18 protein-coding genes are annotated in these 22,007 nt (G+C 61.7%); 12 read left to right on the top strand and 6 right to left on the bottom strand.

What is annotated here, in order from left to right; translation table 11 throughout:
- Positions 1-51: 51 nt before the first annotated feature.
- From ACB037_RS02915 to mscM, 3 genes are all read right to left on the bottom strand, one after another.
- Positions 52-1,929, bottom strand: a complete 1,878-nt coding sequence (locus ACB037_RS02915) for a methyl-accepting chemotaxis protein (RefSeq protein WP_010673807.1) — start codon at positions 1,927-1,929, stop codon at positions 52-54.
- Between the two features lie 156 nt (positions 1,930-2,085).
- Positions 2,086-2,763: a glycerophosphodiester phosphodiesterase gene (locus ACB037_RS02910; protein ID WP_109111952.1), complete on the bottom strand. Its 678-nt coding sequence runs from the start codon at positions 2,761-2,763 to the stop codon at positions 2,086-2,088.
- Positions 2,764-2,792: 29 nt separating this feature from the next.
- Positions 2,793-6,068, bottom strand: coding sequence for a miniconductance mechanosensitive channel MscM (gene mscM / locus ACB037_RS02905; RefSeq protein ID WP_043156368.1), 3,276 nt, complete (start codon positions 6,066-6,068; stop codon positions 2,793-2,795).
- Between the two features lie 153 nt (positions 6,069-6,221).
- Here mscM and ACB037_RS02900 point away from each other — a divergent pair, with 153 nt between their 5' ends.
- Positions 6,222-7,556 (top strand): MATE family efflux transporter, encoded by a 1,335-nt coding sequence (locus ACB037_RS02900; protein ID WP_052814495.1) that lies wholly within the window; start codon positions 6,222-6,224, stop codon positions 7,554-7,556.
- 87 nt (positions 7,557-7,643) lie between these two features.
- Here the strand turns inward: ACB037_RS02900 and ACB037_RS02895 are convergent, their stop codons facing one another.
- Complete coding sequence (locus tag ACB037_RS02895) at positions 7,644-8,471, bottom strand: M23 family metallopeptidase (RefSeq protein WP_010673811.1); 828 nt, start codon at positions 8,469-8,471, stop codon at positions 7,644-7,646.
- A gap of 137 nt (positions 8,472-8,608) precedes the next feature.
- Here ACB037_RS02895 and ACB037_RS02890 point away from each other — a divergent pair, with 137 nt between their 5' ends.
- Both ACB037_RS02890 and ACB037_RS02885 read left to right on the top strand, forming a co-directional pair.
- Positions 8,609-8,923: a hypothetical protein gene (locus ACB037_RS02890; RefSeq protein ID WP_191967241.1), complete on the top strand. Its 315-nt coding sequence runs from the start codon at positions 8,609-8,611 to the stop codon at positions 8,921-8,923.
- A gap of 40 nt (positions 8,924-8,963) precedes the next feature.
- Positions 8,964-9,746: a BPSS1780 family membrane protein gene (locus ACB037_RS02885; protein ID WP_045525644.1), complete on the top strand. Its 783-nt coding sequence runs from the start codon at positions 8,964-8,966 to the stop codon at positions 9,744-9,746.
- Between the two features lie 60 nt (positions 9,747-9,806).
- Here the strand turns inward: ACB037_RS02885 and ACB037_RS02880 are convergent, their stop codons facing one another.
- The gene (locus ACB037_RS02880; RefSeq protein WP_069652134.1) at positions 9,807-10,721 is read right to left on the bottom strand and encodes a LysR family transcriptional regulator; all 915 of its coding nucleotides are present in this window, start codon (positions 10,719-10,721) and stop codon (positions 9,807-9,809) included.
- A 120-nt stretch (positions 10,722-10,841) separates the two neighbouring features.
- On the opposite strand from ACB037_RS02880, the gene ACB037_RS02875 reads away from it, so the two are divergent.
- The 3 genes from ACB037_RS02875 to oxyR all read left to right on the top strand — a co-directional run bounded on the left by ACB037_RS02875 (position 10,842) and on the right by oxyR (position 13,444).
- Positions 10,842-11,699 carry a Vmh family MBL fold metallo-hydrolase gene (locus ACB037_RS02875; protein WP_270821216.1) on the top strand — a complete coding sequence of 286 codons (858 nt, stop codon included), beginning with the start codon at positions 10,842-10,844 and terminating at the stop codon, positions 11,697-11,699.
- Positions 11,700-11,773: 74 nt separating this feature from the next.
- A complete protein-coding gene (locus ACB037_RS02870; protein ID WP_371174857.1) occupies positions 11,774-12,418 on the top strand; it encodes a DsbA family protein in 645 nt (214 codons plus the stop codon).
- 129 nt (positions 12,419-12,547) lie between these two features.
- Positions 12,548-13,444, top strand: a complete 897-nt coding sequence (gene oxyR, locus ACB037_RS02865; protein ID WP_010673817.1) for a DNA-binding transcriptional regulator OxyR — start codon at positions 12,548-12,550, stop codon at positions 13,442-13,444.
- A 70-nt stretch (positions 13,445-13,514) separates the two neighbouring features.
- Here the strand turns inward: oxyR and ACB037_RS02860 are convergent, their stop codons facing one another.
- Positions 13,515-16,004: a penicillin-binding protein 1A gene (locus ACB037_RS02860; RefSeq protein ID WP_010673818.1), complete on the bottom strand. Its 2,490-nt coding sequence runs from the start codon at positions 16,002-16,004 to the stop codon at positions 13,515-13,517.
- Between the two features lie 298 nt (positions 16,005-16,302).
- Here ACB037_RS02860 and tapM point away from each other — a divergent pair, with 298 nt between their 5' ends.
- The 6 genes from tapM to aroK all read left to right on the top strand — a co-directional run bounded on the left by tapM (position 16,303) and on the right by aroK (position 21,996).
- On the top strand, positions 16,303-17,364 hold the full coding sequence (gene tapM, locus ACB037_RS02855) for a PilM family type IVa pilus assembly protein TapM (protein WP_041212565.1): 1,062 nt from the start codon (positions 16,303-16,305) through the stop codon (positions 17,362-17,364).
- Positions 17,352-17,921: a PilN family type IV pilus biogenesis protein TapN gene (tapN, locus tag ACB037_RS02850; RefSeq protein ID WP_010673820.1), complete on the top strand. Its 570-nt coding sequence runs from the start codon at positions 17,352-17,354 to the stop codon at positions 17,919-17,921. The genes tapM and tapN overlap by 13 nt, the downstream gene beginning before the upstream one ends.
- Positions 17,918-18,514, top strand: coding sequence for a PilO family type IV pilus biogenesis protein TapO (gene tapO / locus ACB037_RS02845; protein WP_041212566.1), 597 nt, complete (start codon positions 17,918-17,920; stop codon positions 18,512-18,514). Before tapN ends, tapO begins: the two co-directional genes overlap by 4 nt.
- 2 nt (positions 18,515-18,516) lie before the next feature.
- Positions 18,517-19,044 carry a pilus assembly protein PilP gene (locus ACB037_RS02840; protein WP_029314119.1) on the top strand — a complete coding sequence of 176 codons (528 nt, stop codon included), beginning with the start codon at positions 18,517-18,519 and terminating at the stop codon, positions 19,042-19,044.
- A gap of 16 nt (positions 19,045-19,060) precedes the next feature.
- The gene (locus ACB037_RS02835) at positions 19,061-21,286 is read left to right on the top strand and encodes a type IV pilus secretin PilQ family protein (RefSeq protein WP_323948508.1); all 2,226 of its coding nucleotides are present in this window, start codon (positions 19,061-19,063) and stop codon (positions 21,284-21,286) included.
- A gap of 191 nt (positions 21,287-21,477) precedes the next feature.
- On the top strand, positions 21,478-21,996 hold the full coding sequence (aroK, locus tag ACB037_RS02830) for a shikimate kinase AroK (protein WP_010673824.1): 519 nt from the start codon (positions 21,478-21,480) through the stop codon (positions 21,994-21,996).
- The last annotated feature ends 11 nt before the right edge of the window (positions 21,997-22,007 follow it).

The raw sequence follows: 22,007 nt of genomic DNA, 5'->3' as shown, positions 1-22,007 counted from the left end.
AAAGGGTTTATAAAAAAGGGGCCTGAACGGCCCCTTTCTTCCCATGGTCGATCAGATGCGGAACATGCCGACCTGATTATTCAATTCACCTGAAATATTTTTAAGCTGGGCCGACAGATTGCGGGAGCTGTCCGCATCCACTGCCAGCTCGTCCGAGACATCCTTGACCGCCTGGATGTTGCGGCTCACCTCGTCGGTGACGGCACGCTGTTCCTCGGCGGCGCTGGAGATCTGGGTCGCCATGTCGGAGATCTGGTTGATGGAGGTGGTGATCTGCTCCAGCGCCTGGGTTGCATCGTTGGCATCTTCCACGCTGTTCTGGGCCAGCAGCTGACCCTCGTGCATGGTACTGACGGCGCCCTGGGTGTTGCGCTGCAGGGTCTCTATCATGCTGCGGATCTCGACGGTGGAGCTGTGGGTGCGCTGGGAAAGCACCCGCACCTCGTCGGCCACCACGGCAAAGCCGCGTCCCTGCTCGCCAGCCCGGGCGGCCTCGATGGCGGCGTTGAGCGCCAGCAGGTTGGTCTGCTCGGCGATGCCCTGAATGGTGGAGAGGATGGTGTTGATCTCCTGGGCGTTCTTCTCCAGCTCCTGGATGATGCCGGAGGCCTGCTTGACCTGGGTGGCCAGATCCGTGATGGAGCGCTGGTTGCGAGCGATCACCTGCTTGCCGTGCTCGCAACTGCTGGAGGAGCTGCGGGCCGCTTCCGCGGTCTGCTCGGCGTTGCTGGCCACTTCGACGGCGGTGGCGGACATCTCGTGCACTGCGGTCGCAATCTGGGAGATCTCGTTTTGCTGGCGGGCCAGCCCCTGGTTGGATTTCTCCGCCATGTCGTGGGAAGACCTGGCCTGCTGGTTGAGCTGGGTGGAGGAGTTGGAGATGTCCTGCACCATGACGTGGATGCGCTCGATGAAGGTGTTGACGTGCTTGGCGACGGTACCGACCTCGTCTTCACGCTCGATCTTGATGCGACGGGTGAGATCGCCGTTGCCGCGGGAGAGATCGGCAATTGCCTCGCCCAAAGTTTTCAGCGGCGCCAGGGAGCCGTTGATGGCGACATAGGAGAAGCCCGCCACGATGAGGATGGTCAGCAATCCCTGAATGAGGGCGGAGGTGACCATGCGGGAGACGGACTGGTAGGCGACCGCTTCGTCCACCACGATGCCGAAATACCAGTTGGTGTTGGGGATCTCGGTGAGGTCGAATACGCTTGCCTTGCCGCTGATATCCATCTCGGAGATGGTGTTGTCATGGGCCAGCTCGTTGACCTTGGCTGCCGTCAGCTCCGGGGAGATGGCGGTGGCGGGTTTGAGGGTCAGATCCTTGTCCGGGTGGGCGATGATGGTGCCGTTGCTGTCCACCAGAATGGCATAGGTGCCTTCCGAGTTCATGGCGAGTACGTCTTTCACCAGACCGTCGATGGAGACGTCACCGGCGATGACGCCGTCGGTGTTGCCACGACTGAAGGGCTCGGCGATGGTGATGATGAGCTGGCCGGTGGTGATGTCGGCATAGGGAGCCGTGATGGCGAGCTTGCCGGCGGCCATGGCGTCCTTGTACCAGGGGCGCTGGCGCGGATCATAGCCGGCCGGCAGATCGGTCGGCTTGCTCTGGATCATCCGGCCATCCTTGGTGCCCACGTAGACGAGATCGAAGTTGCCCGCATTCATGGACTGGGCCAGGTGGCTGAGGGGCTCGTCTTCCTTGGCGAAGGCTTCCTTGGTGGCGGTGACGAGATTGATGCGGGCGTCGAGCCAGCGGGAGATCCCCTTGACGTTGGCGACCGAGCTGTCGTCGATGAAGCTCCAGATCAGCCGCTGGGTTTCACTGCGCAACTGGGAGGTGTTGTACCAGACCTGCAGGCCGGTGATGACCAGAATGATGGCCCCGATGGAGAGGACCAGCTTGTTCTTGATGGATAGGTTCATGTTTACATCCTTGTGAGCGTCAGTCAGAGATCCATGGTGTTTGTTATTGTTATGAGCCAACTCTGTATCGGCTGGCTATGGACTTTATGTATCCCGGTGCACCGCATTTTTTCAATTCTTTTCACCTCCTTGTGGCCTGCCAGGCCGCGCCGATACTCAGCTGAATCGATCTGGCCGGTTGGTGAAGATGCCATCGACACCCATGCTGGCGAGGGCGCTCCCATCACTCACTTCGTCGACCGTGTAGACCAGGATCTTGAGCCCCCGGCGATGGGCATCCGCCACCAGGGTCTCTTCGACGAAATCCACGTCGCAGTTCAGTGACCAGGCCCCCAGCGTCTCGGCAAAGGCGGCGCCGTCGAGGGGCAGGCTGGCCGTGAGGGCGCCGATCCTGATTTCCGGTCGCAGTCCTTTGAAGCGTAACAGCTCGGGATGATGAAAGGAGGAAACGATCCAGTGCGCCTGGGTAAAGCCAAGCTCGGCCTCGGCCCGCCTGGTCAGGGCGGCCACCGGCTCGGCGGTGTGGGCGCCCTTGAGCTCGATGTGCAGTTCGCAGCGCCCCGCCACCAGTGCCATCACCTGCCACAGGGTCGGGATCCGCTCCCCGTCCCCCGCATCCAGGCTCGCCAGGTACTCCCGGGATTGCCCGGTCAGCACACCCTGGCCGTTGGTGCAGCGCTCCAGCCGCCGGTCGTGGAAGACCCAGAGCTCTCCGTCGGCCCACTGCACGTCCAGCTCGATGGCTTTGGCACCCAGATCCAGCGCCAGGCTCATCGCCTTGAGGGTATTCTCCGGAGCCAGGCCGCTGGCACCGCGATGGGCAATGATCTGCATGATGGCTCCTGTTGTCGTCTTTGGGGGCTTCATCCCCGGCTCATCCGGATGTCGATCTGCTGATGTGGCAGATGCATGCCGACCTGGCCGAGTTTCTCCAGGATCAGGGAATGTACCTCGTGCGTAATGGGCATCCGGTGATCCATGTTGTTGACGTAGAGCCGGATCTCGTAGATGAGGGCCGAGTCGGTGAACTCGATGAGGAACACCTCCGGGGCGGGCGTATCCAGCACCAGGGTGGATTCGCGCACGCTCTGCTCCAGCAGTTGCTGTACCTGCTTGGGATTCTGGGTCAGGCCGATGCGAATGCGCAAGCGGACCCGGGTGATGGCATCGGACAGGGACCAGTTGATGAACTGCTCGGTGATGAAGGCCTTGTTGGGGACGATGATCTCCTTCCTGTCCCAGTCCACTATGGTGGTGGCGCGCGTCTTGATCTTGGTGACGGTGCCGGTGAGATCCCGGATGGTGACGGTGTCACCCAGGCGGATCGGTTTTTCGAACAGGATGATGAGGCCGGAGACGAAGTTGGCGAAGATCTCCTGCAAGCCGAAGCCCAGCCCCACAGAGAGTGCTGCCACCAGCCACTGGGTCTTGGACCAGTCGATGCCGAGCATGGAGAAGCCGGTGAGGGCGCCAATCAGCAGCACCAGGTACTTGCTCACCGTGGTGAGGGCGAAGCCGGTGCCGGGGGAGAGGCTCAGGTGCTGGAGCAGGGTGAGCTCCATCAACCCTGGCAGGTTGCGGGCGGTGACCACCGTCAGGATAAACGCGAAGACGGTCAGCATCAGATCCTGCAGGGTGATGGCGGAGAGCTGCTCGATGCCGGCCACCTTGCTGCTCACCTGCCACACCTCGATGCTGCTGAGGAAGCTGAATGCCGAGTTGAGATCCGACCATTGCACCACCACCAGCATGGTGAAGCCCAGCATCAGCAGGGTGCGCACCAGGCCGAGGGACTGGGCGCTGATGGTATCCAGATCCAGTTCGGGCTCCTCCACCACATCGGGGATCTCGGAGCTGAGATCGTCCTCTTCCCGCTCCCGCTGCGCCAGGATCTCGGCCCGCTTCTGCTTGGCGCGATCGAAGGCGAGTCGGCGGCGCTGGATCAGCATCCAGCGGTGGGCCAGATAGTAGACGAGCAGGCAGCCGAGCCCCGCCAGCAGGCTCAGCTCCAGCTGGCGCAGCAGGGTGCGGGAGGTGTAGAAGTAGCCGAACAGGGCGCCCAGCACCGCCAGCAGCGGGGCCAGCATCAGGCTGTTCCAGATGAAGTGGTGCAGCAGATGGGGCTTGGTCATGTCTGCCTGACCCCAGGTGAGGGGCAGTTTTTCCCGGTTGAGGCGGGCAAAGAAGAGCAGCAGCCAGAGGGCCCCGATGATGAAGGCGAGGCGTCCCAGGGAGTCGTAGAAGGCGTGCTCCTGATAGCTGCTCGCCATGCCCTGCACGAAGAAGCTCGGGATCAGCACCAGCAGCAAGGTACGAAATTGTCCCCATACTCGCTGCACCCGCTCCTTCTGCCAGCGGAAGTGGAGGATGAGGATCCCCTTCTCCAGGGTGAGGTGGCGCGCCACCAGCAGGGCCAGCAGCAGGAACCAGATTTCACCCAGGCCCCGGGCCACCGCCACCGCGAAGGGATATTGCCAGGCGCCGTCCAGCAGGCCGTGCACCATGAGCACCATGGCGGGCAGCGGCAGGGCGGCGAGCACGGAGCGCACCAGCAACCGGCTGGTGAGGCTGAACTTGTCCTGGGTTACCTTGCCGATGCGCGGGGCAATGTACTGGCTGTATTGAATGAGGTGGCGGGCCAGTTTCAGCCAGCACCAGGCCAGCCCCAGCAGCCCGAGGCCAGCCAGGGTCAGGCTCAGGGGGTTGTTCTCGGCGATGGCCCTGGGCAGTTGCAGCCAGTTGGCCGGGTTGAAGGCAAGGCCGAGGGCGGCCGGGACGCCGAGCAGCACCGCCGGGCTCAGGGGGCGCACGTCCGGCATCCAGAACAGATGGCTGGCGCTGAGTTCGCGGATCTCGTCGATCTTGCTGTTCTGACGGCTGTAGAGCAGCTTGAGGCGGGTCTGCTCCTGAATGAGGGTGTCGGAGGCATCGTTGAGCCGGGTCAGCAGTTGCCGCCTCGCCTTGAGCAGGTTGTCCAGCACGGCGCGCTGGGCCCTGTCCAGGGTGATGCCGTCTCCACTGAGCAGGCTGTTGCGCAGCTGGACCGGATCCTTCAGGGCATCCTGCTCGGTCTCGTACTGGTATTTGGCCATACGCGCCTTGACGATGGCGGACTCCAGCCGCTCCAGCGGGAAGTAGGCGGGCAGATCGGCCAGCTTGCTGCGCAGGTTCTCGCCGTAGGCGTTGCTTATCTGCAACCACTCCAGCTGTTCGCGCACCGAATTGACCAGCTCGTTGAGCCCGGAGAGGGAGGTGTCCACCCCCCGCTGCTCGTCCTGCACCCGTTCAATCTGGTCCTCGAGGGCCCCCAGTTGGAGGGAGAGGGCCTGGTTTTGCTGCTGTTGCTCCTGCAAGAGGGGGAGGTCAGAGGTGAGCTGGCGGCGCAGGCGTTCACTCTCGGCCAGGGCCTGCTCGGTCTTGTCCCGGCGCAGCTGGTTCTGCTGGGCAAGCAGACTGGTCTGCCACTCATCCTCGTCGGTGATGGCGAGGTTGAGCTCCTGCAGCTTGAGCTTGCCCAGATCGTTGCGCTGCTGGGCGGAGAGCTGCTCCAGCTCCAGCATCTGGATCCGGTCGGAGAGGCTCTGCTCTTTGAGTCGGGTGGCCAGTTGCTGGGCCTCCTGCAACCTGTCCGACTCGTTGCTGAAGCTCAGGCGATCGAGCAGGGAGCGGGTCTGGAGCAACTGCTTGCGCAACTCGTCGACCCGCAGGTGATACTCCTGGCCCGTGCTCTCCAGCTGGTTGAGGCTGTCGGTCACAGCCTGACGCTCCTTGCGCAGGTTGAGCTGGCGGTTGCTGCTCAGGCTGATGGCCTGGCGCAGGGCATCCTCCTTGAGGGAGGAGAGGGACGGGCGGGACTGGGGCTGATAGTTGTGCAGCCCCTCCTTGAGACGGGCGGACTCCTTGGGGTAGTCGATGAGGATCTGTTGGTAGGCCTTGCCCTGTTCCCGGTAGCGCTGGGCATCCCGGGCATATTGCAGCGCCTGCTGGTAGCTCTCCCGCAGTTGCTGGTTTTCCGGGGTATCCGTCTTGGGGACGCTTTGCAGCAGCTCCTCTACCTGAGTGATGGCATCATCGGCCTGGACAGCGGAGAAGGGGAACAGGCTGAGACAGAGCATCAGACAGAGCAGGCGTTGCAACATGGCGCACGTTTCCGTTCAGGAGAAGTCGCCCTAGCCTAAAGCAGGGGCCGGGGCGGGTAAAGCCCTCAAGATGATTGATCCACGGCACAAATAACGGGTGATCCGGGTCTTGTTTGGCTATTATTCTGGCCGTTCCCCTTCATTGAGCAATTTATGTCCTCCGTCGATCTGGGCACGGCCCCCCTTTCCCGCCTCTTCTTGCGTTACGTCACCCCCACGGTGGCCGCCATGCTGGTCACCGGCATCTATGTCACCATAGACGGCATCTTCGTCGGCCATATCCTGGGCCAGGACGGGCTGGCCGGCATGATGCTGGCGTACCCCATCTGCGCCGTGCTCTACGCGGTGGGGGCCCTGATCGGCATGGGATCTTCGTCGCTGGCCTCCTTCTATCTGGGCAAGGGGGAGCAGGCCAGGGCGCGCCACATCGTCGGCAATGCCCTGGTGATGGTGCTCATCGCTTCCGCGCTGCTCGCCTTCATTGGCATTCGTTACGGCAAGGCCATGCTTGTCTGGATGGGGGCGCAGGGGGTCATCTTCGACGCAGGCTTCGCCTATCTGCAGTGGTACGCCTGGCTCGGGGTGTTCGCGGTGCTCTCCATGGCCTTTACCGCCCTGCTGCGCAACGACGGGCGACCCGGCCTCACCACCTGGATCCTGGTGGGGGGCGGCGTGCTCAACGTGCTGCTCGACTACCTGCTGATGGCGGTGATCCCCTGGGGGCTGGCGGGGGCCGCCATCGCGACCATGCTCTCCCAGGCGGTCACCGGAGGCCTGTGCCTGTGGCACTTCTTTACCCCCCGCAGCCAGTTGCGCATTCGCTGGGATACCCTGGTGCCCGACTGGCGGCTGATGGGGGAGACATTGCGACTCGGGGTGTCGAGTTTTCTGATGTACCTCTACCTCTCGGTGGTGCTAGCGCTGCACAACAAGGCGCTGCTCTCGGTGGGCACTTCGCTGCATGTGGCCGCCTATGGGGTCATCAGCTACAGCGAGGCCTTCTTCTATCTCATCTTCGAGGGGATCGCCATGGGCATCCAGCCTATCGCCAGCTTCAATGCCGGGGCGGGCAACTGGTCGCGAGTGCTGCGGGTGCGCAACCTGGCATTGGGAGTGACCATGGCGGTGGCACTGTGCGGGATGATCCCGCTGTATCTGTGGCCGGAGGCAGTGGTTTATCTGTTTGCGGGGGACAATGCTGCCCTGTTGCCGGTGGCGACCCTCGGTATCTGGCTCTACTTCTGGGGGCTGCCCATGGAAGGCTTGCTGCTGGTGGGGGCCACCTATTTCCAGGCCATCAACCGGGCCCGCATCGCTTCCCTGCTCACCGGCGGCAAGTTGGTGCTGATCGGCGGTTTCCTGTGGGGCTTCTCCTCCCTGTGGGGAGTGGCCGGTGTCTGGCTGGCGCTGCCCACTTGCAGCACTCTGCTGGTCCTGGTGATGTGGCGGGCGATGAACAGGGAGGGGCGCCAGCACAGCGCTGCCTGAGATATGGTCATGCGTCCATGAAAAAGGCAGCCTCGGCTGCCTTTTTCATTTTGAGTGCCCCTGCCTGTGGGCGGCAGGTCGCCGGCCTCAGGGCTTGAAGGCGCCGATAAAGATGGCGGGGTCGACGCGGGCGTCGTTGAGGCTGACGTTCCAGTGCATGTGGGGACCGGTGGCGCGGCCGGTGGCGCCGACCCGGCCGACGATGCCGCCGCGGGGCAGGCTCTGGCCCAGCTTCACGTCCACCTTCGACATGTGACAGAACATGCTGATGAGGCCCTGGCCGTGGTCGACGAACACCGTATTGCCGTTGAAGAAGTAGTTGCCGATGAGGATGACCTTGCCAGCGGCTGGTGCCTTGATGGGAGTGCCGGCTCCGACCGCGAAGTCGAGGCCGGAGTGGGGGTTGCGCTCCTCGCCGTTGAAGAAGCGGCGCAGCCCGAAGGGGCTGGAGAGCGGGCCCTGGACCGGCTTGTCAAACAGCAGGTTGCTCGGCTGAGCCGGGCTGAAGGTCTGGTAGGCGCGGGTCTGTTCGGCAAGCTCCCGGTTGATGCGGGTCATGTCTTCGGCCAGCGGATTGACCTGGCGGCTGTTCTTGAGCTTGATGTGCTGCTCACGGTAGTGCTTGGTGCCGACTTTGAAACTCAAGGTGCGGCCATCGCTGGTGGTCACCTGATGGGGGCCGGGCGCGCTCTTGAGCGGGATGCCGACGATGGCGATCCACGTCTTCCCGTCTTCCTGTACCACCAGCACAGGCTTGTCCTGATAGCGCACTGCGGGCGCCTTGGCCCCGCTTCCCAGTGGTACCACGGCCACGCCCCCCGGCACCGGGTGGTTGAGCAGGCGGCTGATAAACCCCGGTTCGGCGTGAAGCGCAGGGCTGCCGAGCAGCAGGAGAAGAAAGAAGAGGCGGCGCATGATGGCTCCATCGGATCAGGGGGAAAGCAAGAGGGGGGAGATGATGCCACATTCTGGCGGTGCTGTCCGTCAACCGTGGCCGATAAACTCGTCGGCTGCGGCCCAGAAAGACGCAACGGACACGCCATTGCAGCGAGGTGAATGCTCTGGTTGCGGGTGCCCGCCTTCCCTTCGACCTTGCCAGCCTGAGCATGGGCCGCTGCGCTACCGCATCTTGGGGGCGCTCGCGAGCGACAACAGCTTCACCACCAGCCAGGCCGGGTCGCGGTGGGCATGGCCGGACAGGGGCCCTGACCCCTATTCCATTCGATACCGCCATCGCGGTACCCTACTCGGCGGCGACCCAGGTCACCGACTACAAGGTGAGGCTCTACCCGACCCGGCTGCCGGGCCAGGTAGTACGCACCGGTCCCTACACCGGCACCATCATGGTCACGGTGAGCGTGCCCTGAGGAGACGCCGCTTCGCCCCTATTTTTCGACGAGGTCAATGATGAACAGTGACAGGGCCCTGCGCCACGAACCCAAACGCCATGGCATAGGACAGGGCTGGATCTGGATCCGCACCGGATTCGACATCTTCAACAAGGGGATGGGTGCCAGCGTGGCCATGATAGTGCTCTGGTTTGTGGTGGGCATCGTGCTGGATCAGCTGCCGGCGGGGGGCTTGATCTCCCAGTTGCTCTACATGGTGTGGGGGGCTGGCTGGGTGGCGGTGGCGCGGCGGGGGCACCATGGGGAGGCGCTGCAGTTTGGCGACTTCTTTGCCGGTTTCCGCCATCGGTTGACCCCCTTGATGCTGGGGGGCCTGATGGTGCTCGGCCTCATCATGGGGATCCTGATGATCTGCGTGTTCCTGCTGCACCAGTGGGGACTCACCGGCCTGTTGTCCGCGGATCCGGGCTCCCTGGCGCTGACCCCGGAGCAGGCACAGGGCTTCCTCGTCTGCGCCCTGGTGGGATTGGCACTGTTCGTTCCCGTGCTGATGGCCATCACCTTCGCCCCCGCCCTTATCCTCTTCCATCAGGTCGGGGTCTGGCAGGCAGCCAGGCTCAGCTTCAAGGGATGTCTGCGCAACATGTGGCCCTTCCTCTGGTGGGGGCTGCTCGGGGCCGTGCTGATCTTCTTTGGCGCACTCCTGATGCTGGTGGGCCTGCTGGTGGTGCTGCCTGCCATCAACTACTCCATCTATGCCGCCTATCACGACATCTATCTGGAGGATCAGGAGGCCGAGGAGGGAGAGACCCCGGTCAAGGCATTCGGTTTCGAAGCCTGACCGGCACAGGATGGAGCAAAGAGGGGCCGCGAGGCCCCTTTTTTGTGCGGCTCGCAGGGATCAGAGAGAGGGAGGGGCTTCCTGCCACAGGGGATCGTCCGCCATCCGCTCCACGAGAAAGTCGAGGAAGCTGCGCAGCAGGGGGGACATCTGTTTGCGGGTGCCATAAACGGCATAGACGCCGAGGCGCTTGGGCTGCCACGGGGTGAGCAGGGGGACCAGGGCGCCGCTTGCCAGATGGGGGTGAACCGAGTAGGCGGGTTGCAGGCTGATCCCCGCCCCTTCCAGGGTGGCGGCCAGCAGCAGGTTGGAGATGTTGGCGCTGAGGTTGCCGCTCACCGGGACGGATTCGGGACCATCGGGCCCCAGAAACTCCCACAGGCTCTTGCCGAAATAGGTGTAGGTGAGGCAGTTGTGCAGTGCCAGATCCTGCACCTGCTGCGGCGGAGCATGGCGGGCCAGGTAGGCGGGACTGGCGCACACCACCGAGTGGCAGGTGCCGAGCCTGCGGGCCACCAGGTTGGGATCGAGGTCGTTGGTGATGCGCAGGGCGAGATCGATTCGCTCCTCCACCAGATTGACTGTCCGGTCCAGCAGCAGGATGTCGATCGCCGTGCCGGGGTAACGGGCCAGGTAGTCGTTCGCCGCCCCGACCAGCAGGGCTTCGGAGAGAGAGTAGCTGCAGGTGATGCGCAGTTGCCCCTTGGGGGCCTCGTCATGGCGGATGGCCAGGTGTTCCATCTCTTCCCCCAGGGCCAGCATGGCTCTGGCCCGGTTCAGCGCCTCTTCTCCTGGCCCGGTCAGGCTCAGCCGGCGGGTGGTGCGGTGCAGCAATCTGGCCCCCATCCAGCGTTCCAGCTCGGCCAGGTAGCGCGACACCATGGCACGGGACATCTCCAGTTTCTCCCCGGCGCCGCTTAGGCTGCCCTGTTCCACTACGCAGACAAAGACCCGCAATGCGGTCAGCCTATCCATCTTGTGCCCCTATATGCTCGATTTGTGCAACAGTGATGCGCCTATTATGCGGTATTTGTATCGATGGTGATGCAATAAACTGCGCTCATTCCATTAATCCACACCGATGAGCGTTATCTGATGAACAACACACTGCGTACCCTGACCCTGACCAGCCTCCTGATGACGGGTTCCGCCCTGGCGGCCCCCCTGACCGTGACCGTCTACAACCCCGGCGAGAAGGCCATCTTCCCCGTCTCCTCCTCACTGGTAACCGGTGACAAAGAGGCCATCCTGATCGATGCCCAGTTCGATGTGCAACATGGTCAGGCGCTGGTGGACATGATCAAGAAGAGCGGCAAGAAGCTGACCACTGTCTATATCAGTGCCGGTGACCCCGACTTCTACTTCGGTCTGGAACCCGTCATGGCTGCGTTCCCGGATGTCAAGGTGCTGGCCGACCAGCATGTGGTCGACCATATCAAGCAGACCAAGGATGCCAAGCTGAGCTACTGGGGCCCGATCCTGGGCAAGGATGCACCCAAGAGCCTGACCGTGCCGCAAGTGATGACGGCCAGCCACCTGACGCTGGATGGCGAGAAGATTGACATCAAAGAGATGAACACCCCGAATGCTTACCTCTGGGCCCCTTCCATCAAGACGGCCTTTGGTGGTGTGCCGGTCTACAGCGGTGTACACGTCTGGATGGCGGACAGCCAGTCCAAGGCCGCTCGCAGCCACTGGGTCAAGGCGCTGAACAATCTGCTGGCGCTGAAACCTGAGCGCGTGGTGCCGGGTCACTTCCTGGGGACTGCGCCCAAGGGTACCGAAGCCGTGACCTTCACCCGTGACTACGTGCAGCGCTTTGAGCAAGCGCTGGCCAAGACCAAGCACTCCGGCCAGCTGATTGAAGCGCTGAAGAAGGTTTACCCCTCCCTGCCGGTCGATGATGGCCTGGCCATCGGTGCCAAGGTCAATACCGGCGAGATGAAGTGGTAACTCCCTGACGCCTACATCCCTGTGTTTTTTTCCGGGCCCGAGGGCCCGGTTTTTTATCCAGCATTGAAGCGAGAATGATGATGAACGAAGCGCAAACAACCCTCCATTATGTCTATGACCCCCTCTGTGGCTGGTGCTATGGCGCCGCCCCCCTGCTGAAAGCCGCTGCCGAGATCCCGGGCCTTCGCATCGAACTGCATGGGGGGGGCCTCTGGATGGGCACCAGGCGCCAGGCCATGGGACAGCCCCTGCGGGACTATGTGCGCCCCCATGACGAGCGCATCCACGCCCTCACCGGACAGCGCTTTGGTGAGCGCTACTTCAACGAGCTTCTGCTCAACGAGTCACTGCTCCTCGACTCCGAGCCGCCCATACGCGCCGTTCTGGCGGTGAGCGAGCTTGGCGGCGACGGCCTTGCCTTGTTGCACCGCATCCAGGAAACCCACTACCGGGATGGGGAATGGGTCGGTTCCCCGACACGGCTGGCGGCGCTCGCGCGGGAGCAGGGGCTGACACCGGAAGCATTCGCCCTGGCCTTTGGTCGGGTCGATCTTGTGGGCCATCTGGCCACAAGCCAGGCGTGGCTGCGCCGCCTCGGCGGGCAGGGGTTCCCGACCCTGGGATTGATGCAAGGGGTGCGCGTCGTTGAGCTGCCTGTCTCCTCCTATCTGGGAGAGCCAGCGGCGTTCGCGGATCACATCACCTCTCTGATGGGGTGAGTCTCTCGCCCATCGCCTGCGGCTTGTCAAAGGAGAGGGAGAGGGCAGACCCGTCTGCGCGCCTCCCTTGTCCCCCGCACTGTTCTTGTGCATGCTATCGGCCTCATTGAACGGCAGGATGCAGTACCTATGAACCTTCGCGATCTCGAATATCTGGTAGCGCTGGAAGAGGAGAAACACTTTCGCAAGGCAGCGGAGCGCTGCTTTGTCAGCCAGCCGACCCTGAGTGGCCAGCTGCGCAAGCTGGAAGATGAACTGGGAGTGATCCTCATCGAGCGCACCTCCCGCAAGGTGCTGTTCACGCCCGCCGGCGATGCCATGGCCCGTCAGGCGCGCAAGGTGCTCAAAGAGGCGCGAGAGCTCAAGAGCATAGGCCAGCACTTCGCCGAGCCCATGTCCGGCGAGATCCACATCGGTTTCATTCCCACCGTGGGCCCCTATCTGCTGCCCCACATCATCCAGGATCTGCGTGAACACTTCCCCAAGCTGGAGTTCTACCTCTACGAAGATCAGACCCAGGTGCTGCTCAAGCGGCTGGAGGAGGGAGAGCTGGATTGCCTCGTGCTGGCGGAGTTGGAAGGGATGGAGGGGTTTGGCGCCATCCCCCTCTATCAGGAGCCCATGTGGCTGGCCGTGCCCCAGCATCACCCGGAGGCGAGCGCCAAGGCGGTGCCCCTGCACAATCTCAAGGGCAAGAAATTGCTGATGCTGGCCGACGGTCACTGCCTGCGGGATCAGGCGATGGGTTTCTGTTTTGCCGCGGGCATCGGTGAGGATCAGCGCTTCAAGGGCACCAGTCTGGAGACCTTGCGCAACATGGTCGCCGCTGGCAGCGGCATGACGCTGGTGCCCAGGCTCGCCGTGCCCGCCAACCCGGAGGAGGGGGGCGTCAGTTATCGCCCGGTAATCAACCCCGTGCCGGGGCGCACCATCTCCCTGCTCTATCGTCACTACTCGGTTCGCCGCCCCTGCTTCAATGAGCTGGCGGCCCGCATCTCGAGTCTGATGAAAGCCCTGCTGGGCTGACGCAGCCCGCTCGTCATCCCGAAACAAAAACCGGCGCCTGGGCGCCGGTTTTTGTTGTTTCCAGGGGGACCTAGAAGATGTCGTCGGTGGAGACGGGACCGTCTGTGGTCGCATCGTCACCGCCATACACCTGGTTGCCATCGGAGATCTGGCTCGCGTAGCGGGTGGGCTCTGTGCCCTCTTTGAAGAACTCCTCCGTGGTACTGCCATCGGCGCGATTGGTCAGCAGACCGGTTTCACGATCGATGCGGACCTGCATGATCCCTTCGGGGACCGGCATCTTGCGCTCGGGCACCTGTTGCAGAGCCGTCTTCATGAAGTCAATCCAGATGGGCTGGGCGGCACCACCGCCAAACTCGGCCCGGCCCAGACCGCGCTGGTGGTTGTCAAAACCGATCCAGGAGGTGGCCACCAGATTTGGGGTATAGCCGGAGAACCAGGCATCCCGGGATTCGTTGGTGGTCCCCGTCTTGCCCGAGATGTCGTGACGCTTGAGGTCACGGGCTGCCCGCCAGCCGGTACCACGCCAGCCATTGCCACCCCAGATGGCGGTGGTCAGGGTGTCGGTGATGAGGAAGGCGCTCTGGGCACTGATGGTCTGCGGTGCCATGTTGTTGGGCACGACAGGATCGATGGGGCACTGGGCCTTCCAGTCTGCCGTGGTATTGGCATAGGCATCCGCGCTGTCGAGACCGGCGGCGGCCAGCACGCCGCAGTCGCGGCAGGCGGCGGCCGGGTTGGCCTCGAACAGGGGGGTGCCGAAGCTGTCGGTCACCTCGGTGATGAAGTAGGGGGTGACCTGGAAGCCGCCATTGGCCAGCACCGAGTAGCCGCGCACCACTTCCAGCGGGGTGAACTCCGCCGCACCCAGCGCCAGGGATTCGTTGGCGGAAATGTGATCACGGGCGAAGCCGAAGCGGGTCAGGCCGTCGATATAGGTATCCAGCCCGATGGCGCGCATCAGCCGGACCGACATCACGTTCTTGGACTTGGCAAGGCCGAGGCGCAAGGTGGTCGGCCCTTCATAGATGGCGGGCGAGTTCTTGGGCTGCCACATGGGGCCCTTGGCAGGATCCCACTGGTTGATCGGTGCATCGTTGATGAGGGACGCCAGGGTATAGCCCTGCTCCAGCGCGGTGGCATAGAGGAACGGTTTGATGTTGGAGCCGACCTGACGACGGGCCTGATCGACCCGGTTGAACTTGGAGAGCTCGAAGCTGAAGCCGCCGACCAGGGCCTCGATGGCGCCGTCTTGCGGGTTCATGGCCACCAGGGCGGCGTTGACGTCGGGGATCTGGGAGAGCAGCAACTCTTCCCCTTTCTCCCTGACCCAGATCTGGGCGCCGACTTTGAGTACATCCCGCGCCGATTTCGGGGCAAAGCCCTGGCGATCGTCGGTGATGAAGGCACGCGCCCACTTGATGCCATTCCAGCCCAGTTCGGCCTGTTTGCCATTCTTGAGCACCAGGGTGGCGCTCTTGTCGCCGAGCTGGGTGACCACGGCGGCCATCAGGGGCTGATAGGTCGGCTGCTTGGCCAGATGGGCCATGATCTGCTCGTAGTCCCAGGCCGTTTCACCGGCTTTCCACAGCAAGGCGGTCGGGCCACGGTAGCCGTGGCGGGTGTCGTAGTCGAAGACACCATCCAGCAGCGCCTGATGGGCGGCGCGCTGACGCTTGGCGGTGACGGTGGTGTAGACGTGCAGCCCCATGGTGTAGGCATCTTCACCAAACTGCTCCACCATCTTCTGGCGTACCATCTCGCTCAGATAAGGGGCGTTCAGCGTGGTTTCGGCACCGTGAAAACGGGCCTTGACCGGCATCTTGGAGGCTTCGTCATACTGGGCCTGAGTGATCTTGCCGGTTTCCAGCATGCGACCCAGCACCACGTTGCGGCGGGCGAAGGCGCGCTCCGGGGAACGGATCGGGTTCAGCATGGAGGGGGCCTTGGGGAGACCCGCGATGATGGCGATCTCGTCCAGGGTCAGATCTTTGACCTCCTTGCCGAAGTAGACCTGGGCGGCCGCGCCGACCCCGAATGCCCGGTAGCCGAGGGGGATCTTGTTGAGATAGAGGGTGAGGATCTCGTCCTTGGAGAGGTTCTGCTCGATGCGCCAGGCGAGGAACACTTCCTTGATCTTGCGTACCAGGGTCTTCTCGTTGCTCAGGAAGAAGTTTCGGGCCACCTGCTGGGTAATGGTACTGGCGCCCTGACGCGCCTGGCCGGAGACGGCCCAGACGGTGGCGGCACGGATGATGCCGATGGGGTCAATGCCCGGGTGCTCATAGAAGCGGGCATCTTCGGTGGCGAGTACGGCATCGATCATGGACTGGGGAATTTCGTCCAGCCGCAGGGGGATGCGACGAATTTCGCCAAACTGGGAGATCAATTCCCCGTCCCGGCTGTAGACCTTCATGGGGGTAGCCAGTTTGACATCGCGCAGGGCGCTGACGTCCGGCAACTGGGGCTTGATGTAGAAGTAGATGCCGATGAGGCTGGCAACGCCCAGCACAGCACCCAGCATCATGACAATAAACAGGCGAACGAGCCATTTCAGCATGGAAGAACTACCAATCGTCTTAAAATTAGCCAACGGGCGCAGAGTATAGCCTTTTTACCCTCGCGGATTCGAGGTTTTCCTGTCCGCAAACAGGCGACCCCGAGAAGAGGCGGGAGGGTAGCACTCCAGGGCACAATTACCAAGGGGGCCGCAATCAAGGCCGAAAGGAGAGGGGCGTCAACTTTTGACACAAACTTTATGACATTGATAGATAGAGCATTATATTGAGTTAAGCCGTCACATCATGACGCGCTGTCCTACAATAAGTCCGAAAACCCAATAACGCATGGATGTGTATATGTTTGGGCTATTAAGTAAGGGATCCCTCGTCTCCATGGCGGGCATTGATTTTGGCAGTCAAACCATCAAGGCCGTCACCATCAGCGGACGTCCCGGCAAGGTGCACCTCGGTTCGGTTGCCGAGATCCCCATGCCAAGAGGAACTCTGGTCGACTATCAACTTCAGGACATTGAACGGGTCAGTCAGTCCCTCAAGTCGCTCAAGCGGCTCGTGCAGGGGGATTGCCAGAACGTGGCCACGGCCGTGACCGGTTCCAACGTCATCACCAAGATCATTCAGGTCGATACCAACATCAACGAGAGCGAGCTGGAGAACCAGGTTCACCTGGAGGCAGAGCAGCTCATCCCCTTTCCCCTTGATGAAGTGAGCCTGGATTTTGAAATCCTCGGCATGGCGGGCGACAACGGGCGTCAGGAGGTCCTGCTCAGTGCCGCGCGGACCGAGAGCGTCAGTGGCCGGGTCAGTGCCCTGACGGAGGCAGGCATGACGACCATGGTGGTGGATGTGGGGGCCCATGCGCTCGGACGCGCCGTGCTGGCTTGCCTGCCCGACCTGCAAACCTCGGAGAAACCGGTTGGCATCGTCGACATCGGTGCCAGCGCCCTGACTTTCGCCGCCCTGTTACGGGGCCAGGTCATCTATTCCCGGTTGCAGAATTTTGGTGGTGATCAATACAGCCAGGCATTGGCCTCTTTTTACAGCATGAGTATGGAAGAGGCGGAACTGGCCAAGCTCCAGGGCTCCTTGCCTGCGGATCATGAGGTGGATGTCCTGTTGCCTCACCTCAGCACCCTGGTGTTGCAGATACGGCGCAACGTGCAGCTGTTTTGCAGCTCCTCGGGGAACAAGGAGCTCTCCAGGCTGGTGCTGACCGGAGGGGGGAGCCTGCTGCCGGGGTTGGCCGGACAAATCGGCAGCGAGCTCAACTGCGAGGTGCTGCATCCCGATCCCTTTGCACTCTTTGGCAAGCCGCAGGGAGAGGGGGGGCTGACTCATGGGGCCAAGTACATGACGGCGCTCGGGCTGGCACTGAGGAGCTTCACACCATGTCAAATATAAACCTTCTGCCCTGGCGGCAGGCTCGGGCGCAGCGTCAGAAGAAACAATTCGGCATCCTGTTCGGTCTGTTCCTGGCGGGGACGGCAGCCATCGCCTTTGCCGCAGACTGGCTGGTGCAGCAGCAGATCGGTTACCAGCAGCAGCGCAATCAGCGGTTGCAGCAGGAGATGGCAACCCTGGACACCCAGCTTGGGGAGATCAGGCTTCTCAAGGAGCGGCGCAAGGAGTTGATTGACCGCATGCAACTCATCGAGCAGTTGCAGATGCGCCGCAACATCCCTGTGCGTCTGTTCAATCAGCTGCCGGTGCTGGTCCCCAATGGGGTGTATCTTGATAGCCTTGCCTTGCAAAACAACAAGATAGATGTGAAGGGAAAGACCGAAGCCTATGGCAGGGTTGCCAGCATGATGCGCCGAATCGACGGTTCCGGCTGGCTGACACAATCCCAGCTCAGCACCATTTTCACGGCCGAGGTGGCCCCCATCGCCCTGAGCCAGTTCTCCATGATGTTCCAGATTGCCACGGCGCTACCCAACGCGGCTAAGGGGCAAAAATGAACCTGCAACAACTCAACGACCTGGATCTCAATGACATTGCCCGCTGGCCGCCGATCGCCAAGGGCATCTTTGTCTTCTTCTGCTGTGCTCTGCTTGGCGGGGCACTCTATTACTACGTGATTGCCAATTCCCTGGCCGCTCTGGGTCGTGAAGCCGCAAAAGAGACCGAGCTCAAGGGACAATTCGAGAGCAAGGCCATGCTGGCCGCGAACCTGGAAGCATACAGAAAGCAGATGGTCCAGCTGGAACATCTGGTCGACACCCAGCTCAAACAGCTGCCCAACACCCACGAAGTCGCCGGTTTGCTGGATGACATCAGCTTCATTGCCACCGACAACGGTTTGACATTGAACAGGATCAACTGGGAGCCAGAGGTGAAACACGAGTTCTCCACCGAGCTGCCCATGCGCATCGAGGTCGTGGGCACCTATCACGAACTTGGCAAGTTCACGGCGGACATGGCTGCTTTGCCGCGCATCGTGATCCTGGATTCTTTCCAGCTCAGCCAGGGGAAGGGGGGTGAGCTGATCGGTATGTCCATGCAGGCCAAGACCTACAAGTACAACGGCAAAACCGTGGAGAAAAAGCCATGAGCATGAGAGCGGGCGTACTTCTCTTGTCGGCGCTGCTGTTGACGGCCTGTGGGGGACAGGAGGACATGGATGAGTATGTCAAACAGACCAAGGCCAGAAAGCCGGTACCGATCGAATCTTTGCCGGAGATAAAGCCCTTCTCTCCCATGGTCTATCAACGCAGCGATCAGCGCAGTCCGTTTATTGCACCCCAGCCGGAAACCAGTTCCAGGCTGGATGCCAAGGCCAAGCCGGACTGTGCCCAGATAGTGGCCAATCGGGAAAAGGAGGTGCTGGAACGCTACTCGCTTGCCAGCCTGAGCATGAAAGGCTCCATCGGCAAGCAGGGGCAGTTGTGGGCATTGATCAAAACCCCGGACGGGCAAGCCGTGCGCGTCGGGCTCAACCAGCACATGGGGCTGGATCAGGGCAGGGTCATCAAGATAACGAACACGCATGTTGACTTGATGGAGACGGTACCGGATGGCAAAGGATGCTGGGTCACCCGAGAAACCCAGCTGGCCATGGCCAATCTCGACGCAAAACTATGATCAGGGATGAGCAGAGATGAGAACAACAATAAGAAGGATGACCGGTGTGGCGCTGCTGTGGCTGGGCGGATGCACTCAGGTGTGGGCAGTACCCGCGTTGCAGGAGGTCAAGGTGAATCCCCTGCTGGCCGATCAACTCCTGCTGGAGCTCAGCTTCAGCGAACCGGTCAGCGGTTTTACGGACAGGTTGACCTATGAACCCAATCAGCTTCTGCTGCACGTACCCGGGGCCATCGGTGCCCTGACGGTCAATCCCCTGCCCATCAAGCAGCAAGGGGTGAACAACCTCCTGGTGGAGGGGAAGGGGCAGGGGCTCGACATCAAGATCGCCCTCGATCAGCTCACCCCCTATCAGGTCCATCAGCAGGGCAATAAATTGCTGGTGGCGTTGGGAGACAAGGCAGGGCAGCCGGTCGCTTCCTCGGCGGCGCCTGTTGCAGCCGGTCAGTCTGCGCTCGTCAGAAGCCAGCCGGTGACTCAGTCTGCATTGATTGACACCCAGCGAGTTGCCCAGAACCAGTCCCAGTATCAGGCTCAGCCGGCCATGGCTTCCACACCTACTGTGGCTCCTTCGCCCGTTGCCCCCGGCAAGCCGGTGTTGTCCGTGTCTCAGGCAAACATGGGGGGCGCCTACTTCAACTCGGTCAAGGGCGTGGATTTTCGCCGTGGCAAGGAGGGGCAGGGGGAGTTCCTCGTGACGCTGGACAACAGTTCGGCGGCGGTGGATGTCAGCAGCCGTGGTCAGAAAGTGCTGGCCAAGTTCCACGGTACCCGGGTGCCTGATGATCAGCTCAACCTCATCAATGTGCAGGACTTTGCTACCCCGGTCTCCCAGGTGGAGGTGTTCCGCCAGGGCAATGACACCCTGTTCGAGCTCTCGGTGAACGGCCAGTTTGACTACCGTTACGATCAGGCCGACAAGATGTTCATCATCGAGGTGAAAAAACGGGTGGCCACCACGGCGGCGAAGCAGTACCAAGGCAAGCCCATCTCATTGAACTTCCAGGATATTCCTGTTCGTACCGTGTTGCAGATCATCGCCGATTTCAACAATCTGAACCTGGTGACCACGGACTCGGTTTCCGGCAACATCACGCTGCGTCTCGATGGCGTGCCCTGGGAGCAGGCGCTGGACATCATCCTCAAGGTCAGAGGGCTGGACAAACGGCTGGACAACAACATCCTGCTGGTGGCTCCGGCGGACGAGATTGCCGCTCGCGAGAAACAGCAGATGGAGAGCCGCAACCAGGTGGCGGATCTCGCTCCCCTCTACACCGAGTATCTGCAGATCAACTATGCCAAGGCATCGGAAGTGGCGGCCCTGCTCTCCTCCGAGAGCACCAAGCTGCTCTCCCCCAGAGGGGCGGTCAGCGTGGATGAACGTACCAATGTGCTGGTGGTCAAGGACACGGCGGATGTCATCAGCAACGTCAAGCGGATGCTGGATATCCTCGATATCCCGGTCAAGCAGGTGGTGATCGAGGCGCGCATGGTGACCATTGATGATGGTTTCGATGAGGCACTGGGGGTGCGCTGGGGTGTGACCAAGACAGACGGTCATGGCAACGGCACCTCGGGCACCATAGAGGGTAATGATGGCGCCGGAAACAATGATGGCAGTTCCACCATCACTCGCCCCAACGTAGAAGACAGACTCAACGTCAACCTGCCGGTGACCAACGCGGCCGGCACCCTGGCGTTCCAGGTTGCCCGTCTTGCCAATGGCACCCTTTTGGATCTTGAGCTTTCGGCTCTGGAAAAGGAGAGCAAGGCCGAGATCATCGCCAGTCCGCGTGTCACCACGGCCAACCAGAAGCCCGCCCTGATCGAGCAGGGGACCGAGATCCCCTATGTGGAGTCCTCTTCGAGCGGGGCGACCTCGGTCACCTTCAAGAAGGCGGTGCTGAGCCTCAAGGTCACACCGCAGATCACCCCGGACAACAGGGTGATCCTGGACTTGACCGTGACTCAGGATACCAAGGGTGAAACCGTGCCGACCGGGACCGGGGATGCGGTGTCCATCAACGCCCAGTCCATCACCACCCAGGTGTTGGTCAACAACGGTGAAACTCTGGTGCTTGGCGGCATCTATCAACAGACCATCAAGAGCGATGTCAGCAAGGTGCCGCTGCTGGGGGATATCCCCGGGTTGGGCTATCTGTTCAAGAAAACCACCAGTGAAAACAAGAAGCGTGAACTGCTGATCTTCGTGACCCCGAGGATAGTGACCGACGCCCTCTGAAACCTTTACTTGTGAGAGTAAAACACATATAACCTTACGCCCCGATGAGGCTGGGGCGTAAGGGCTGCGGTTGCCAGTCCTGGTTTCTACTGAGATAATCCCCCTCCTGATCCATCGCAAGATAAGGTTCATAGGTACCCCGGTCGAGTGTTTACCGGGGCCATACAGTTTGTAATTACTAACGAAAAGACATGGCTGAGAAACGCAATATTTTCCTGATAGGTCCCATGGGTGCGGGCAAGAGCACCATAGGTAGACATCTGGCAGAACAACTGCACATGGAGTTTTTCGACTCAGATCATGAGATTGAGCGCCGCAGTGGTGCCGATATCGGCTGGGTGTTCGATGTTGAAGGCGAAGAAGGCTTCCGGATCCGCGAAGAGAAGGTGATCGGTGAACTCGCCGAACAGCAGGGTATCGTGCTGGCAACGGGTGGCGGTGCCATCAAGAGCCGTGAAACCCGCAACAAACTCTCCGCACGCGGCATCGTGGTCTACCTCGAAACCACCATTGAAAAGCAATTGGCGCGAACCCAGAGAGACAAGCGTCGTCCCTTGCTGCAAACCGAAGAGCCGCCCCGTGAAGTGCTTGAGCGTCTTGCGCAAGAGCGCAACGCCCTGTACGAAGAGGTTGCCGATTTTGTCATCCAGACGGATGACCAGAGTGCCAAAGTTGTCGCTAATCAAATCGTCAAGTTGATTGGTATGTAATTCATTAGAGG

The sequence above is a fragment of the Aeromonas sp. S19(2024) genome (genome assembly GCF_041402625.1).
GTDB lineage: Bacteria > Pseudomonadota > Gammaproteobacteria > Enterobacterales > Aeromonadaceae > Aeromonas > Aeromonas caviae.
This window is presented reverse-complemented; position numbering and strand designations above follow the sequence as displayed.

What these genes read in the sequence shown, in the direction of transcription:
- tapM (WP_041212565.1), top strand. Translation starts at nt 16,303, where the DNA reads ATGTTTGGGCTATTAAGTAAGGGATCCCTCGTCTCCATGGCGGGCATT.
- ACB037_RS02835 (WP_323948508.1), top strand. Translation starts at nt 19,061, where the DNA reads ATGAGAACAACAATAAGAAGGATGACCGGTGTGGCGCTGCTGTGGCTG.
- ACB037_RS02910 (WP_109111952.1), bottom strand. Translation starts at nt 2,763, where the DNA reads ATGCAGATCATTGCCCATCGCGGTGCCAGCGGCCTGGCTCCGGAGAAT.
- aroK (WP_010673824.1), top strand. Translation starts at nt 21,478, where the DNA reads ATGGCTGAGAAACGCAATATTTTCCTGATAGGTCCCATGGGTGCGGGC.
- ACB037_RS02880 (WP_069652134.1), bottom strand. Translation starts at nt 10,721, where the DNA reads ATGGATAGGCTGACCGCATTGCGGGTCTTTGTCTGCGTAGTGGAACAG.
- ACB037_RS02860 (WP_010673818.1), bottom strand. Translation starts at nt 16,004, where the DNA reads ATGCTGAAATGGCTCGTTCGCCTGTTTATTGTCATGATGCTGGGTGCT.
- ACB037_RS02900 (WP_052814495.1), top strand. Translation starts at nt 6,222, where the DNA reads ATGTCCTCCGTCGATCTGGGCACGGCCCCCCTTTCCCGCCTCTTCTTG.
- ACB037_RS02870 (WP_371174857.1), top strand. Translation starts at nt 11,774, where the DNA reads ATGATGATGAACGAAGCGCAAACAACCCTCCATTATGTCTATGACCCC.
- oxyR (WP_010673817.1), top strand. Translation starts at nt 12,548, where the DNA reads ATGAACCTTCGCGATCTCGAATATCTGGTAGCGCTGGAAGAGGAGAAA.
- ACB037_RS02895 (WP_010673811.1), bottom strand. Translation starts at nt 8,471, where the DNA reads ATGCGCCGCCTCTTCTTTCTTCTCCTGCTGCTCGGCAGCCCTGCGCTT.
- mscM (WP_043156368.1), bottom strand. Translation starts at nt 6,068, where the DNA reads ATGTTGCAACGCCTGCTCTGTCTGATGCTCTGTCTCAGCCTGTTCCCC.
- ACB037_RS02875 (WP_270821216.1), top strand. Translation starts at nt 10,842, where the DNA reads ATGAACAACACACTGCGTACCCTGACCCTGACCAGCCTCCTGATGACG.
- tapN (WP_010673820.1), top strand. Translation starts at nt 17,352, where the DNA reads ATGTCAAATATAAACCTTCTGCCCTGGCGGCAGGCTCGGGCGCAGCGT.
- tapO (WP_041212566.1), top strand. Translation starts at nt 17,918, where the DNA reads ATGAACCTGCAACAACTCAACGACCTGGATCTCAATGACATTGCCCGC.
- ACB037_RS02840 (WP_029314119.1), top strand. Translation starts at nt 18,517, where the DNA reads ATGAGAGCGGGCGTACTTCTCTTGTCGGCGCTGCTGTTGACGGCCTGT.
- ACB037_RS02915 (WP_010673807.1), bottom strand. Translation starts at nt 1,929, where the DNA reads ATGAACCTATCCATCAAGAACAAGCTGGTCCTCTCCATCGGGGCCATC.
- ACB037_RS02885 (WP_045525644.1), top strand. Translation starts at nt 8,964, where the DNA reads ATGAACAGTGACAGGGCCCTGCGCCACGAACCCAAACGCCATGGCATA.